The sequence below is a fragment of the Rufibacter soli genome, from assembly GCF_054781795.1.
Genome location: NZ_BAAGTS010000002.1, coordinates 1,125,658 through 1,141,964, shown reverse-complemented (window position 1 = coordinate 1,141,964; position 16,307 = coordinate 1,125,658). Strand labels below are relative to the sequence as shown.

The 16,307-nt window shown below is 45.5% G+C and carries 10 protein-coding genes; 3 read left to right on the top strand and 7 right to left on the bottom strand.

Annotation, left to right across the window (positions count from 1 at the left end; translation table 11 throughout):
- Positions 1-5: 5 nt before the first annotated feature.
- The 7 genes from ACYVJQ_RS06710 to ACYVJQ_RS06680 all read right to left on the bottom strand — a co-directional run bounded on the left by ACYVJQ_RS06710 (position 6) and on the right by ACYVJQ_RS06680 (position 8,806).
- On the bottom strand, positions 6-2,174 hold the full coding sequence (locus ACYVJQ_RS06710) for a glycosyltransferase (RefSeq protein WP_460892300.1): 2,169 nt from the start codon (positions 2,172-2,174) through the stop codon (positions 6-8).
- Complete coding sequence (locus ACYVJQ_RS06705) at positions 2,174-4,576, bottom strand: glycosyltransferase (protein WP_460892299.1); 2,403 nt, start codon at positions 4,574-4,576, stop codon at positions 2,174-2,176. Before ACYVJQ_RS06705 ends, ACYVJQ_RS06710 begins: the two co-directional genes overlap by 1 nt.
- A gap of 77 nt (positions 4,577-4,653) precedes the next feature.
- Complete coding sequence (locus ACYVJQ_RS06700) at positions 4,654-5,544, bottom strand: glycosyltransferase (protein WP_460892298.1); 891 nt, start codon at positions 5,542-5,544, stop codon at positions 4,654-4,656.
- Entirely contained in the window at positions 5,541-5,915 is a 375-nt protein-coding gene (locus tag ACYVJQ_RS06695; RefSeq protein WP_460892297.1) for a hypothetical protein, read from the bottom strand. The genes ACYVJQ_RS06700 and ACYVJQ_RS06695 overlap by 4 nt, the downstream gene beginning before the upstream one ends.
- A gap of 29 nt (positions 5,916-5,944) precedes the next feature.
- On the bottom strand, positions 5,945-7,072 hold the full coding sequence (locus tag ACYVJQ_RS06690; RefSeq protein WP_460892296.1) for a glycosyltransferase: 1,128 nt from the start codon (positions 7,070-7,072) through the stop codon (positions 5,945-5,947).
- A 308-nt stretch (positions 7,073-7,380) separates the two neighbouring features.
- Complete coding sequence (locus ACYVJQ_RS06685; RefSeq protein ID WP_460892295.1) at positions 7,381-8,238, bottom strand: glycosyltransferase; 858 nt, start codon at positions 8,236-8,238, stop codon at positions 7,381-7,383.
- Positions 8,239-8,422: 184 nt separating this feature from the next.
- A complete protein-coding gene (locus tag ACYVJQ_RS06680; RefSeq protein ID WP_460892294.1) occupies positions 8,423-8,806 on the bottom strand; it encodes a hypothetical protein in 384 nt (127 codons plus the stop codon).
- 199 nt (positions 8,807-9,005) lie between these two features.
- Between ACYVJQ_RS06680 and ACYVJQ_RS06675 the strand changes: the two genes are divergently transcribed.
- The 3 genes from ACYVJQ_RS06675 to ACYVJQ_RS06665 all read left to right on the top strand — a co-directional run bounded on the left by ACYVJQ_RS06675 (position 9,006) and on the right by ACYVJQ_RS06665 (position 16,092).
- Entirely contained in the window at positions 9,006-9,488 is a 483-nt protein-coding gene (locus ACYVJQ_RS06675) for an ankyrin repeat domain-containing protein (protein ID WP_460892293.1), read from the top strand.
- 341 nt (positions 9,489-9,829) lie between these two features.
- Positions 9,830-10,297: a hypothetical protein gene (locus tag ACYVJQ_RS06670; protein ID WP_460892292.1), complete on the top strand. Its 468-nt coding sequence runs from the start codon at positions 9,830-9,832 to the stop codon at positions 10,295-10,297.
- Positions 10,298-10,656: 359 nt separating this feature from the next.
- Entirely contained in the window at positions 10,657-16,092 is a 5,436-nt protein-coding gene (locus ACYVJQ_RS06665) for an alpha-2-macroglobulin family protein (RefSeq protein ID WP_460892291.1), read from the top strand.
- Positions 16,093-16,307: the final 215 nt, after the last annotated feature.

Here is a 16,307-nt window from a genome sequence, read left to right as displayed (position 1 = left end):
AAAAATCAATTAATTTTTTTATAAATGAAATAAGCAATTTTTCTCAGGCTTCGGCTCCTCTTCACCCGTTCCCCAAACTTTTCCTTCAGGCGTGCTTGAACCGAGCGAGTTCCACTTTCACCCGTTCCTCTAAGAGTAGGATTGTCAAACCCTAGCCCACTTCCGTTACTGGTACTAAGGTGCAATAATTCTAAACCATACCTGCGGTAGAGGCTGGCATGCTTGTCTGCAATATGTTTGTGCAGGAACAATTTCTTAACTCTAGTAAAACTTCTGGTCATGGAATCTTTCCTGACCCGGTAATAAAACAATAACTCAGGTAATACAACCCCTCTAAACCCATTTTCCACTAAACCAATCACACTGTCCCAGTCCTCCATACCGTATACCAAGGCTGGATCGTTCAATCCGGCTTGCAGGAAAGAGCTCTTCTTATACACCAAAGCGCTACTATTCACCATATTGTGCAAAAGAAGATAAGGGGGCTCAGGATTGAAAGAAGGCCAACAACTTGTATTTCCTTCAAAATACTGTACCCAGCAACCTACAAAGTGCACATTCTGATAAGCTTTAAGCACAGAAATGGCTTTGCAGTAATAGGTTTTTTCAACTGCATCATCAGCATCTAAAAAAGCCAGATATTGCCCTTTTGCCCTGGCAGCTCCATAATTGCGAGTAGCCGAAAGACCCTCGTTCTCCTTTGAGAATACTGTAAAGCCATACTTTTCCTGAAGGACCCTCAACATTTCCTGGCTCTCCGGCTCTGTACTTCCATCATCAATGACCAGGATTTCCTTTATAGGGTAATCTGAATCTATTATAGATTTAATACATTGCTCAAGATAAGCCCCCATATTGTAATAAGGGATGACAACAGATAGCAAATCACTATTCTCCTTCACTTCAGGGATAAAGAAGGTTGGTTCTTGTTGAGGCTCAACGAAAGGGAAAACTTTGACTCTCTGTTTCCGAAACAAGTTCTCCTCCAGCAATTTCATCTTCTGGGGGTAGATCACCTCCGGGTGGTATCGTTGGTTAATCGCTGTGATGGCTCTACCCCCAATTTGCCTTATTTCCTGAGCAGATAACCCAAGGATTTGCAGCAGTTTCTTCTCAAACTCCCCTGAGGTACCATGGTCAAACAAAAACCCTGTTACACCATCTTCAATGATTTCATTTTGCCCACCTTGCTTTGAGGCTAATACTACCTTTCCCCAAGCCATAGCCTCCAGAACGGTGTAAGGGAGGTTGTCAAAAAGACTAGGCACCAGCACTACATGGGCTTGTTGGATAAGTGATCTAGCCTTGTCAGGGGCTAATTCACCATGCAGTTTTAAGAGACCATTGGCTATGTATTTGCCATACTTCTTCTTAACCAAATCTCCCATGGTGCGCCCTTCCGGATGAAAAAGAAGATCTACACCACCCACAATGCTAAGTTGAAAGGCATGGCCGTACTGCCACATTTTCTCAAAGTAGCACAATAATTCAAAGGTACCTTTCAAGGGGGCTAACTTTCCAAAGCAGACAATTTGCTGGGGGCTAAAATCAGGTCCCTCTTTACAAGCCCCATCCTCAAGCTGCATTGGATTAGCCAAATACACCTCCTGTATGTCTCCCCAAGGCATTCGTTTCTGTGCTTCTGCAACAAAGAATCGGCTAGGAACAATAAGTAAATCAGCTGATGCCATACAGGCTTTTTCCATTTGCCCGGTCCAATATTCAGGAAACTGATAGATAGGGACTTGGTTATATTCAAGGCAAATAAACCCAGGTGCATGGCAGGTAATTACAATATTTAAATCCCTAAAGAGGGGATAGCCAAGTAACTTAAACTGTTGCACATAATAAGCAATGCCACCGTATTCTTGAGCCTCCAACACATCAGGAACTCCTTCCTGCTTCATGAACCTGCGAATTACTTCGGCAAACTCATAGCTCAATTGGGCGCTATAACCTAAATACCGGTTTGTCTTTGTTTTTTGGGGCAGAAACCGGATGACCCTTACCCCATTAATTAGTTCTTCAGAAATATCAGAGACAGTGAAATCCTGGATAAACACTGACACCTGATGCCCTTTACTACTGAGCATCTCGGCCGTAAACTTACAGTAAGTGCTTATGCCGCCTCCATAGAATGGAGGATATTCCGTAGTTAAAATCCAGTACTCCACTATTTCTTCACCAAAGACTTGAACGTCTTCTCCCCTTTCAAAGCTTTAATTATATGACCAATTCTTTTGTACCAAACAGGTAAAACCTCATACTCTTTATGGTACCATTTTTTCAACTCATAGTAATTCTCTTCATAAAAAGAAAATTTATTAATAACTTCGTTATATTGAAAACTTAAAGAATCATGTTTTTCTTTAAACTCAGTTAACTGTTCTTCATAAAATGAAACTTCTGCATCAGAAAGCGTCCCCCCAGGAGTATCACTAGTTTCATTTTGTAAGTGGGGCACCTCAACATAGTCATGAGATGATGAAAAAGGAAACTTTTTAAAATGGTTTAACTTACTAGATTGCTTAAATAAATAATATTCAAACATCTCATCAAACCTCTCACATTTACTTTCCCAAGTCCAATGTTTAATTCTTATTAGATTCTCTTCTGCTAACTGTTCAAGTAAATCTCTATCATTAATTAAAGTTTTTAACTTCTCTTTTAATTCTTGTTTTGTTCTTTCCTTTAATATGAATTGGCTTTGTTTTTTTCCAAAAACTTCAGTAACAATACCAACATCAGTAGAGATAACTGCTATCCCACAGGACATTGATTCTAATACAGGATTGGGCGTGCCTTCAATATCTGAAGCACAAACATAAACATCTATCCCATTATAGAAACTATTCATTTTATTTGGGGAGATATGGGTACTAGGTTCCTGCTTATCAGCATAAACCAATTCAATATTATACCCCTCCTTTTTAAGTTCTTCAATAGTTGGTTTAATAATAGTTAAAAAGCCTTTATGATCTACACCATCATCATCCCATCTCCACTTGCTATTGCCTGCCCAGCCAACAATTAGAGGCTGATTTCCATGTGAAAGACGCCTTTCTGGTTTTCTAAAAAATGACTCTTTTGATACTCCATCCTGTATAACTGTATAAGGGCTTGGATAATCAGTGATGTTTTCATAAATCCCTTTAAGTAGGTTTGATGCTAAAAAATAACCATCAACGTGATTTGTGAAAATATCTTTATTCTCTCTAATCTCATCTTCTTTAAGGAAGATATGGTCATACACCCCAGTTAGAATTACAGTATCATTTAGAAAGTTCTGAAAATCCTCTCTAGAGATATTAAATTTATACTCTAAATAATTTTTTAAATCTAAACTAAAAAGATGCTTTAAGATTGGCCTCCAGAATACAAGAATAATATCATGCTTTTTCTTAAATAAAATTGGATATAAATCAAGCCATTTTTCATAGGAATAATCAGCATGAAAATAAATATCAAATTCATATTTACTGGACAGCTCTTTCACAATATTCTTCGAAATATTATGAAATGCCCAATCCTTTATATCCACTACTAAAGCAACTCTTGGCTTGGCCTTTAAAATATTTGTCTTTACTTTATTTACCTTGTTTTCCTCAGAGATATTAAGTTCATTTTCTCTGATTTTAAGCCATTCTTCAGTACTATCATCATAGACTGAGATACCATTTTTTCTATAGAATGCATCAGCAGACTTTTTAATAACATCACTAGCAAACCTTTTCTTTTCTGCTTTAATATCGTCTACATTTTCAGACGGTTTATGGTTATGCACAAGGAAGAACCCAGGCACATTCCCTACTTTAAACCCATTATTATATATTCTAAGGGAAAAATCCACATCCTCAAAACCAACAAACATATCATAATCAAAGCCCCCTTGATTAAGAAATGTCTTTCTGTTTACAATGCTTGCTCCCCCAAAAAGAAAATCTGAAAAGAATGGAGATTCTAATTTTATATCACTTGTTTCTACCTTCCTCTTAAAATTAAAACAACTACCTGCCCCTAGAAAGGAACCTTCATTCCAGACATAAGGAAACAAGGCGCCTCCTAATGCGAATGCCGTTTTATTATCATAGTTTATTAATGGAAGGTTTAAAAAATGGCAACCTAAATCATATAACGTTTTTTGAATTGACCTAAGAGGATTATTGACAAAGTACATATCATTGTCAAGAAACATTATCCAATCCGTTTCTATAATACTGGCAGCAATATTCCTAGCCCTTCCAACACCTTGATTTTCGGCAAGTTCATGAATAGAAATCTGCAAAGAAGAAGTTTCAACAAATTCCTTTAATTGATCAAGTTGATCAACAGAAGACGCATTGTCAATTATCAGGATTCTACCTTGAAAATTATTAAAGTAATATTCTATGGAAGATAAAAGCTTTATAGTGAGCTTAACCCTATTTAAGCTTAACAAGCATATAGTTAAATTTTCACCATTTTCCTCAAACCTAGATCTATTTAATTTTTCTATTCCGAAAGTTTGTTTATTATTCTCATTAAAATAATAAACTGTTTTCTTAATCGCATGATTTGCGAAGTAATTCTCATTCATAAAAAGCACACTTCTATATTACTGTATTAAGCATTCAATATTTTTAATTGTATTGTTAGAATACATTATTCTTTTAACTAAATCCCTCCTTCTGTCATAGATTTAATAATATCTTCTTTAACAATCAAACTATTTTTAAGCTTCTCTACATCCTTTGTTAACTGCCCTAGTAAAACTTCTTTCCTTTTACTTTCATCATCAGCCAAAATTAGTTCATGATTTAATTCCAGAACTTCAGTTTTTAATTTTTGGATGAGCCCATTCTGTTGATGCAATGCAAATTGCACATCATCTAACATTTTTAACAACATGTCCTTTGTGAACCATGTTCTTCCCCACATATGAACTGCGTAGGTTTGAGGCGTGAGGTAAACCTTATAATTTGTAGTCTCCTTGGCAAGATTCCAAGGGATAGGATAAAAAGTATTAGTTTCAAAAAGCTTAATTCCATCTGCTAATGCCTGCTCCCCATAGCCTTTTAAATTATATTCTTCTATTAAAACCTTGGTCACAAGTTTAGGAGAAGATTCATTCGCCCTTTCAGTGCCGTCAAAACTTGAATTAAGGGTTTTTAGACACCGGTGAATAAATTGGTGCCTAGGAACCGCTCCAATTACTGCATTATTAAGCCAAAATTCTGTTGTAGTAAGGCTTCCATTCTCAAATCCTAGGAAGCAATCATATAAAAGCAAATCATCAAATGCCTTTACCACTTTGACATCCGTATCCAAATAAATACCGCCATGGGTTGAAAGAACTTTTAATCTTGCATAATTGCTGACATTAGCCCAGTTCTTATTAGACAGAGCATTTTTATAGTAGAATGATTCATCTAAGAAGTTACCTTCATCCCACCTCTTAATTTCCCAAGTTGGATGGAATTCTTTCCACTCCTGTATATAACCCAAGTACTTGTCTGGAATTTCTTCCCCTCCAAACCAACAGTAATGAATTATTTTAGGTATCATTTTTTCACCCCTCTAAAAATCTTTTCTTTTAATGTTCCCAGTAAACTTCTACTTTCAAATGTGCGCTTATACCACTCTATATCCTGCTGCTTGCGCACTATTTCACTAATCAACTTTTTGTTAAGCTGCTTATTACCTTCATTGTTTCTTTCAATTGCCACCACCTTTGCCTGCAACTCTTCTACTAAGTTGTTTTTTTCCTCAAGCACAGCTTTCAAGGCCTGGATTTCCTGGTCTTTTGCTTCAATTGAATCTTGCTTATAGGAAAGCTCTTGCAGAAGATGTTTTTGGATGTGCCGTAAAGAGCCGTTGATTTGCTCTAAGTGATCGGAGGGGGGAATGTAATCTTGTAATAGTAAGGCGTTTCTCATATAAAATATTTAATAAGGCATTTGGTACTCTAACTAGCAGCAGCCAACCCAGGTTCATCTGGCCGGGGGCAAGAAACCTTATAGACAGTTCTATACCCCTTATAGTTTAAATCAACATTGAAATTATTTTCACAAATATCCAGGGAGTACTGTCCCATCACATCCAGCATCTCGCGGTTATTGAAGTAATTGAGGATTTTCCCTATGGCTTCAATGTCAGTTTGAAACACGTCTCCGTTTAATCCAGTGCGGATGATATCGCGGTTCCCAACACAATCACTCAATAAAACCGGCTTTTGCAATGCCAAGGCCTCCAGGACGCTAAAGGACAAACCTTCAAAAACTGAGGTGGAAAGAAAGATATCAGCCTTGGCTACTAGCGCGGAGGCTGTAGCAGGATCTACCCAGCCGGTCACTGTTATGTTTGAAGACGATAATAAATGTCTGGCTTTGCCGTCACCGGCCCAAATGAATTCAATTTGTTCAAATTCTTCCAGGAAAGACGCGATGGTATTAAACAGAGCTGGGTTTTTCTGTTCCTCTATTCTCCCGGTGGTAATTACGGTGAATTTATTTTTCACTTTCTTCAACGATTCCGGAACCGCGGAAGCCTGTTTTAGGGAAACGCCGTTGTTGATATAAGTAGCCTTTATACCTAATTTTCTGTATTCTTTCTGCTCTGAAGCAGAACAGCAAACTACTTCACCGCCAATTATATTTCCTACCCGCTCTAGTTGTTTAAACAGAAAATTCATTATAGGATGGGCATTGGAAAGGAAAGGTGCCCCATTAGGAGTATAGACCACCCGTTTTATACCTGCCAGCCTGCAGGCAAGTCTACCCAGAAGACCGCTCTTGGAGGAATGAAGGTGCACGGCATCTACCATTCCTCTTTTCTTGAGCCTTTTAAGAATATGGTGAAGCTCTGAAAGGGCCAAAAAATCTTTGAAGGGATTGATAGAACGCTGTACAGACTTCCAGCGGAGGAACCGGACGTTTTCCTTAGGAAAGGTACGTTTTACATCTTTGGCAGACATCACCTGCTTGCGCTCCCCATGAATAATAATATGAAGGTCCTCAGGCATGGTTTCCGTGAGCGATTTCACAAAAACAGCAACCCCAGAAGCAAATGGTTCTATGACGTGGACAATTTTCATTAGCCTGGGGAATGGCAGTTATACTTTATTCTTTTTAAGGAAACTTATAAAAGCAAAGATAATTATATTTTCCAGACCCCTAAGTTTATCTACCTGTTGAACAACCATTTATTTACCCAAAGGAAGATTTTTTCTGATAGATGAAAAGATTTAGCGTTCTCAGCCCAATTCTAAAGCTAAATTCCCGTTATCGTGCCACGCTTGCTAAGAATAGAATGGGCTAATGCCTGTTGATTAAATGCCCAATACAATACCTATAGTTGGGTATAAGTATAAAGATAGTTCTAAAAAAGGCGCGTCAAAAACCTTTAGTTAGACCGGCGGCGGCTTTTTAGATGCAAGACAAGGGAATAAGGCACCATTTGAAGCAAAGATAGCTTGAGTAGGCCTCTCCTCTTCAGCCAAGGGCTATTCCCAAAGGCCGACACCACCTGATATCTCCCTTTTAGTTGGGCCGCCCTGTTGGCCATAGAAATGCCATTGGCGTTGATTTCACAGGTAACTAGAAACTTATTTAAGATGGCACCTTGCATACGGTGTAGCATCTGGTAGAAGAGGGCATAATCTTCCACATGGGGGAAAGTAGAAGGATAGCTGCCAATAACCGCCACAAGTTCGGACCTAAACATGACAGTGGGATGGATAAACACATTCCGGGAGTGCATTTCCCGGATGATGGCGTCATGCGCGGTGGGGGTAGTGTAAGAGTAGTTAACCTCACCATCAGGAGACTGGAAGGTACACCAGGTGCCCAGCAACCCTACGGCCGGGTGCTGGTCCAGGAAACGTACCTGTTGCAAAAAACGGTCTTTATGACAAACATCCCCGCAGTCCAACCTGGCTATGTAGCGTGCAGTCAGATTATCCTGGATCCAGCGCAGGCCGGCATTGAGTGCTTGGGTGATACCGGCGTTTTGGGGCAGACGTAGCAGATGGAACGGATAGCTGGCAGAAAGATTGGCCCGTATTAATTGCTTGGTGACCGGCAGGGCGCTTCCGTCATCTACCACCAGCACGCAAAGCTTACCAGGGAGATAAGCAATACTGCGCAAAGACTTGGCTAACCCCTCTGGGTTATTGTAACTCGGGATCAGGACACACACATCCAAAGAGTGTAGACTGTCCTTGTCCTGAAATTCCAAATCGCCTCTTTCTGCTGCTTCCATGTAGTCCTATAACTTGCGCAGGCAGCTGTTTTGGGCCTGTTTTTGGTAAAACAGGCCCAAAACAGCTGGTAACCCTATTGCTCTTGGCCAGCGGTGCTGGGTGCCCTGACAAAAATAAGGGATTTAATGGTCTTCTGCGCACTTACCAGAATCTGAAGAAAGCAGTCGGCATTTAGTCTAACGCCTATTGCCCTACCTGCAGTTGCCGGATCATGTCATCCAGCATTTGCTGGGGGAAGCCCACCCGGCGGGCATATTCCAGGCATAGTTGGTATTCCCTTTCGGCCAGGTTTCCGTCTTGCAGCATCATCAATACCAGGGTCTGCAGTTCCAGGGTTCTCTGCATTCCGTCCTCCGGAATAATAAAAGACAAGACGCCCAGGTTATCGGCAATGGGACGGGTATCTTGTTCAGTGAGGTCAAGTTGCTGCCCAATAGACACCAGAAAGTCACTTTCCTGCTCATCCAGGTACCGGTCTGCCGTGGCAACTATAATCAGGTTCTGGAAAAAGGAGAGCTTTTTTTGCTTGGTGTTCAGGAGCTCGTCAAACGTTTTACTGGTTGCCATAAAATGTAGGTTAAGGTACTTTATCCCTTACATACTTATAACTGGGGATAGAGGTTGACCAGAAGGCAAAACCATATCAACTGCCTTTTCTTCTTTTCCGGCACCGTCAGGCTCTCACCGGCAAATTCAGGAAACCTCTTGTCTTTCATGCCGGTAACTCTTACATTAAAGGTACCTAACCCCTAAACTGTCTAGCCGAATGAATTTTACCTCCTCTAACCCAGAAGATCTCCTCTTTGACGCTGCCCGCAGAGGAGACGTAGACACCATTCAGCAACTTCTTTCTGAAGGGGTGAACATCAACGCCCAGAACGGTCGTGGTTTCACGCCCCTTATCCTGGCTTCCTATGAGGGCCATCTGGCTGCCACCAAAGTACTACTGGAGGCTGGCGCCGATGTGAACGCCCAGGACTTTGCCGGTAATACGGCCTTAATGGGCCTTTGCTTTAAAGGCTACGCCGACATTGCTGAACTCCTTATTGCCAACGGAGCCAACCTTGACCTGCAGAACGGAAGCGGTGGCACGGCCCTCATGTTTGCCACCATGTTTGGCCGCCATGAACTTATGAAACTAGTGGCCCAAAAAGGCGCTGATCAAAGCCTGAGAGATAGCCGGGGCCTTACCGCCGTAGAAATGGCCCATAACATTGGCAACCAGGAAGCCCTAAACGTTCTGGCGTAAAAAAGGCATTCAGTTAATCACTTTCCATAAGTTCACAGGCGCTGGCACTTGCCCGGAGCTACATGTTATTCTTTCATAATCATGACTTTGTGACGCAACAAAATCACACTTTCCTAAAGAGAAAAAGCCTAAATAAATCGCAATACCTCCTGAAAACAAACCTTTTACCAGCCTAACTTAAAATCATAAAAGAATAATAAAAAAAATGTGTTAAATTACTTTTAACAAGCCAGACAAAAGAATAGATTACCCATGTCTAAGGTAGTCCCCCGGAGCAAAGGATCGCTCTCTAGCTTTTGACAATTGTAAGTGACCAAAACTATAACCAAAACCCTGTTTACATGCGCATAGACCTAAATCCTGAGGTAGTGCACTTAGATGCGCACATAAAAATTGAGATTGATAAAGAAGTGGGCTATTTCTACCTGGAGTGGCTGCAGCCGCCAGACGGAGAAACGTTCAGACGCATGTTCCATTTTGCGGTAAAAATTGCGGTAGATAAAGGGTGCACATATTGGCTAAGCGATGCCCGCAGCATTCCCTACCTTGATTTTGCCAACCAGAATTGGATCCTTCGGGATATTGTTCCGCTTATACTTTCTTCCCCCCTGAAAAAGTATGCCCGGCTCACCACTAAGCAGAGCATTGGCATGCTAGACATCCACCGTATTTCCTCCAACCTCCCCGAAGAAGCGGAAACCCAACTAGAGAATTTCACTAACAAAGACGCCGCCCTTAACTGGCTCTTTTCAGACTTCTTTGCTAGTCCCTCTACCCAAGGGCAACCGCTGGGTTCTCCCCTCAACTGACCAACTTCTGGCTCTTTTCCCTCCTCAAAAGGCAGCCTCATTTCCGTTTTAAGCCTGTTTTCATAAAAACAGGCTTAAAACGGAAATTTTTCTTTTACGGCTTTCTAGGTTCAGTAAGTTCTATCCTTATTAATCCTATCCTGTTTTGGGCCTGTTTTATCTAAAACAGGCCCAAAACAGGAATTGAAAATGTTTATCTGGAAGGCCCAAATAAAGGCCTATTGGAACCGAAGGCCCTTGCCCAAATGGCAGTAGTTGGTCTATGCATAATGCGTATTAAATATATTAGGCCGGTTATATTTTACCACTCAAACAATTAGTAAGTTTAGAAAAGAAAGACACCACTTCTTCCACCCCCTATGACTTCCCCACTTTCTGCCCAGGTCAGACCTTTTTTGAAGGCCCTCTTTAGTGTTATAGCCCTATCCCAACTCTTAGGCTGTAAAGGCAACCCAGATGAGCTGCGGCTGGAGAAAAAGAACTTTGAGACCGAGATTGCCCAGGAGCAGAACCTGGTGTTCACCTTTGACAAAGACCTGGTCACCGACTCCCTCCTGAACCAATGGGACACCGTGCCTTACCTTTCCTTCACCCCTAAGGTGGAGGGTAGATTCAAGTGGACCGCGCCTAATGAGCTGGTGTTCTCGCCGGTCAACCCCTTTGCCCCCAGCACTAATTACCAGGCCGAACTTACTACGCATTTACTCCAGCACACGCGCTCCAAACTCAAGATCCCTGCAGGGCAGGAGATCAAATTCCACACGCCTTACCTCCAACTTACCGGCAATAAAGCCTACTGGACTCAGAACGAAAACAACCCCTCTGAAATGATGGCCAACATGGTGTTTGACTTCAACTACCCTGTTGCTGCCCAAACAGTAAGTGATAGATTGAAGGTCTACAAAGGCAATACACCCCTTCCGGTGCAGGTCATAAGCGCCAGCAAAAAGAGCCTCTCTGTACGGGTAAAAGGCCTGGAGCAAAACAGTACCGGTGAAATCCCACTTCGGGTCACTCTGGCCAAAGGCTTATCTACCCCCGGCAGCACGTACCAGCCCCCGCAGCCCACGCAGCAAACGGTAGTGCTGCCCAGCCGCGACCGCCTGATGGTCATGGAGGTAATTACTGCCCAGGAAGAAGGCCAGGACAAGATATACGTGCTCACCACCCAACCCATCACCAACCCAGACCTGACGGCGCTGGTGACGTTAAACCCGCGCCGCGAATTTACCGTGGAGCGCCTGGAGAACGGCCTGGTTTTAAGCGGCAATTTCACGGCCGGGCAGGCCTATACCCTTACCCTTTCCGGGGAGGCCAGCGGCGTGGTGGGCAAGCCCCTTGGGAAGCCCTACCTGCACCCGGTCACGTTTGAATCAGATAAGCCCACGGTGGCTTTTGTTAACCAAAAAAGCATTTACCTGAGCAGCCAGGGCGCCCGCAACATTGCTCTGAACCTCACGCAGGTGCCCCGGGTAAAGGTGAGCATTAGTAAGGTATTTGAGAACAACATCCTGCGCTACCTGCAAGACGGCCAGACCTATGACGGGCATTATGATGAGGAGTCAGAAGAATACTTCGAGAGTTCTTATTATGACGTGAATGAGAACAACGGCAAAACCATTTTTGAGCGCGAGCTAGACACTAAAATCCTTCGCAAGCAAGGCAAGAATCACCTTCTCAACCTGGCGCTGGATGACCTGGACTTTGACAGCAACTTCAAGGGGCTTTACGTGATCAATGTGGCCAGTACCGAAAATAACTGGCTCAAAGACTCCAAAATTATCTCGGTGTCAGACATCGGGCTTATTGCCAAACAGGGCAAAGACGAAGTGCTGGTTTTTGCCAACTCCATCCGGAGCGGCCTGACCTTGTCTGGGGTAGATATGCGGTTTATCAGTACCAACAACCAGGTGGTGCACCGGGCCACCACTGATAGTGACGGCGTGGCGCGCTTCCCTCAGATGGCCAAGACCGCGGCGGGTTTTAAGCTGGGACTTATTACGGCGCGCCGCGGCGATGACTTCAATTACCTGCCCTACTCCCAGACCCAGGTCAACACCTCGCGCTTTGAAGTGGGTGGCAAGCGCCTGGACCAGCTCAACTATGACGCCTTTATCTACGGCGACCGCGACCTGTACCGCCCCGGCGACACCGTGCACGTGAATACCCTGGTGCGCACTCCAGACTGGAAAACCGTTTCGGGCCTACCGCTTAAAGTAAAACTGTTGTTGCCCAACGGCAAGGAGTACCGCAGCCAAAAAGGCACGCTTAACAAAGAAGGTTCTTATGAGGCTACCTTTGTACTTAGTACCTCAGTAGTGACCGGCACCTACACCCTGGAGGTGTATTCCGGCAATGACGTGCTGCTGAACTCACGCAAAATTGGCGTGGAGGAATTCATGCCAGACCGCCTCAAAGTCACCACCACCCTGAACAAAACCGAATACCGGGCTGGTGAGAACGTGACCGTGAACCTGACAGCGCAGAACCTGTTTGGCCCTCCGGCCGCCGGCCGAAACTACGAGGTACAGCTCAGCCTGAAGAAGAAAGCCTTTGAAGCCCCCCGCTACCCAGACTACACCTTTGAGCTAAACAACGCCCAGGAGGTGAACCTGCAAAACAGCGTGCGCCAAGGCGAAACCAATGCGGAGGGCAAGGCCCAGGAAACCTTTGAACTGAATAACTTCCGGGATGTTGGTCTGCTGGAGGGCTCGCTTTTTACCACTGTTTTTGACGAAACCGGTCGGCCGGTCAACCGCCTGAACCGGTTCTCCGTGAGTACCCAGCAGGCGTTTTACGGCATCAGGAAATTTGACTCGTACGTGAGCACTAGGCAGGAAATGCAGGTCCCTCTTATTGCCTTGAACGCCCAGGGCCAACCCATAGCCACCACGGTGCAGGTGCAGTTGGTGCGGTTCACGTATGAGACCGTGGTGGAGCGCCACAGCGAAGACTACAATTACAATTCCCAGCGCCGGGCCAGCACCTTGCTTAACACCACCTTGCAGGTTTCCAAAGAAGGAACCGCAGTGCGTTTTGTGCCTTCCACCTCCGGAGAGTATGAATTGCGGGTCATGCGCCCCGGTGCCTATAATTACGTGGCCCAACGCTTCTACGCCTATGGCTGGGGAGACACAGAGAGCACGTCTTTTGAGGTGAACAATGAAGGCGAAGTAGACATAGCCCTGGACAAGGAAAGCTATGAGGTAGGCGATGATGCCAAGATTCTGTTCAAGTCGCCGTTCCCGGGCAAGATTCTGGTGACGGTAGAGCAGAACAAGGTATTGAGCTACCATTACCTCAAGACTGATAAGAAAGCCGCTTCCCTTAAACTGCCCATCAAAGACGAACATCTGCCTACCATTTACATTTCGGCGGTGGCCCTGCGGGAAATCAAAAACAACCAGATGCCGCTCACCATTGCCCGAGGTTTTAAACCCCTGGCCGTGACCAAGAAAAGCACCAAATTGGAAGTGGTCCTCACCGCCCCAGACGCCTCCCGGTCTAACCGCACCCAACAGGTAAGCATCAAAACCGCCCCTAACGCCGAGGTTACCCTGGCAGTGGTAGACGAAGGCATTCTGCAGCTCAAAGATTACCAGACGCCCGACCCGCACGGGTTCTTTTACCAGAAACGGGCCCTGGAGGTGCTAGCCTTTGACCTCTACCCTTTCCTGTTCCCCGAACTGACCGGCACCCGCTCCAGCACCGGCGGTGACGGCTATGACCTGGAGAAACGCATTAACCCCCTCACCTCCAAACGCGTGAAGCTGGTCTCCCTTTGGAGTGGCCGCCTGAAAACCAATGGCCGCGGCGAAGCCTCTGTACGGGTGAAAATTCCGGAGTTCTCAGGGGCGGTACGCGTGATGGCAGTGGCCTACAAAGGCAATGCCTTCGGCTCCGCGGAGAAACTCATGCGTGTAGCAGATCCTATGGTGATCAGTACGGCCCTTCCCCGTTTCCTGAGCCCGAAAGACACGCTGCTGGTGCCCGTGACCATCAGCAACACCACTGCCAAAAACGCTTCCTTCAATAGCTCCATCACGGTGACCGGTCCATTGAGAATAGTGGGCGTTGCTACTACCTCCGCGCAAGCGGGCGCCAACGCCGAAAAGCAGGTGGTGTACCGCCTGGTGGCCAGTCCTGCCATTGGGGCCGCCACCGTGAAAGTAGCCGTGAAGGCGCTGGGCGAGCAGTTCAGCAATACCACCGAATTAACAGTGCGCCCGGCCGCGCCCCTGGCCCAGATGACGGGGTCAGGCACTTTGAAAAATGCGGGCAGTGCGCAGATCAAACCGGTGCACGACTATCTACCGGCTTCCGTGTCTTCAAAATTAGTGGTGAGCACATCGCCGCTGGTGCAGTTTACAGATGATATTACGTTTCTGCTCCGCTATCCGCACGGGTGCCTGGAGCAGACCACTTCAACCGCGTTTCCATTGCTGTACTATACAGATCTGGCTCGGTCCCTGAACCAGCAACAGAAAGGCCGCACCTTCAATCCTAATTACCTGGTGCAGGAAGCTATCACCAAGATTGAAGGCATGCAGCAGTATGATGGCGGTTTCAGCTACTGGCCGGGCCAACCCCACACCGACTGGTGGAGCAGCACCTATGCCACCCACTTTTTGCTGGAAGCCCAGAAAGCCGGCTTCCCGGTAAACCAGCAGGTGGTCAGCAAAGCCCTGGCGTATCTGCAGAAGAAAGTGAAAGCCAAGGCCACCGAGGTGTACCGCTATTATGACACGGCCCGCAAGGTGAAGAGCAAATACATTGCGGCCCATGAAACTGCCTATTCACTCTACGTGCTCAGCCTGGCCAATAAACCCGACTGGTCCACCATGAACTACTACAAGGCCAAACCGGAACTGCTCTCCATAGACGCCCGCTACCTGCTGGCCAGCACCTACGGCATGAACGGTGGCCAGCAGAGCTTTAACCTGCTCTTGCCTAAGTCTTTTGCGGGTGAGACTTCGCTGCGCGCATTAGATGGCTCTTTTTACTCGCCGCTCCGAAATATGGCCATCTCTTTGAACAGCCTTCTGGAAGCTAACCCAGACCACCCGCAGGTGGTAACCCTGGCCCGGCACCTGTCACAGGAACTGAAGTCAAGTCGCTGGTACAACACCCAGGAAAGAGCCTTCGCTCTGCTGGCCCTGGGCAAACAAGCCAGACGGACAGACGGAAACGTTACGGCCCAGGTGCTGCAAAACGGGAAAGCCATAGGTGCTTTTAACGGTAAAGACTTAACGCTGGCTAATGCTTTGAATGGCGGTCCTATCACCCTGCAAAGCAAAGGCCAGGGCACTCTGTATTATTTCTGGGAGCTGAAAGGCATCAGCCAGAGCGGAAGTTATAAGCAGGAAGACAACTTCCTAAAGATTAGAAAAGCCTTCTTCACCCGTGACGGCAAGTCTATTACCAACGCTACCTTCAAACAAAACGACCTGGTAGTAGTGCGGCTGGCCTTGCAGTCTCTGGACGGCCGTACCATTCCTAACGTGGCCATCACTGATCTGCTTCCGGCCGGTTTTGAGATTGAGAACCCGCGGCTTCTGGCTTCCCGGGAATTCAGCTGGCTGGAAGCCATGAAACCGGCCACCCCAGATTATATGGACATCCGGGATGACCGTCTTAACCTCTACGCCACTGCTACGCCTAAAACGCAGTACTTTTTCTACCAGATCAGGGCCGTCAACAAAGGAGATTTCCAAATGGGGCCCGTGGGCGCAGACGCTATGTACAATGCCGAGTATCATTCTTACCATGGCGCCGGGGTGGTTAAGGTGCGATGACGTTTTAGAGCTGTTTTGGCAAAAACAGGCTTAAAACAGCTTAGGAAGGCGGGCGGTTTTCCTGGTTCAAGTTTTCAACTTGGACCTACAATGAGGTGAAAGTTCCAACTTCAGTGGGGCGAAAGCCCCACTGAACACCAGGCTGCTTTTGAGCATATCAGGTTAGGTGGGGCGTTTTAGAGCCGTTTTAGCCAAAACAGGCTTAAAACAGCAGC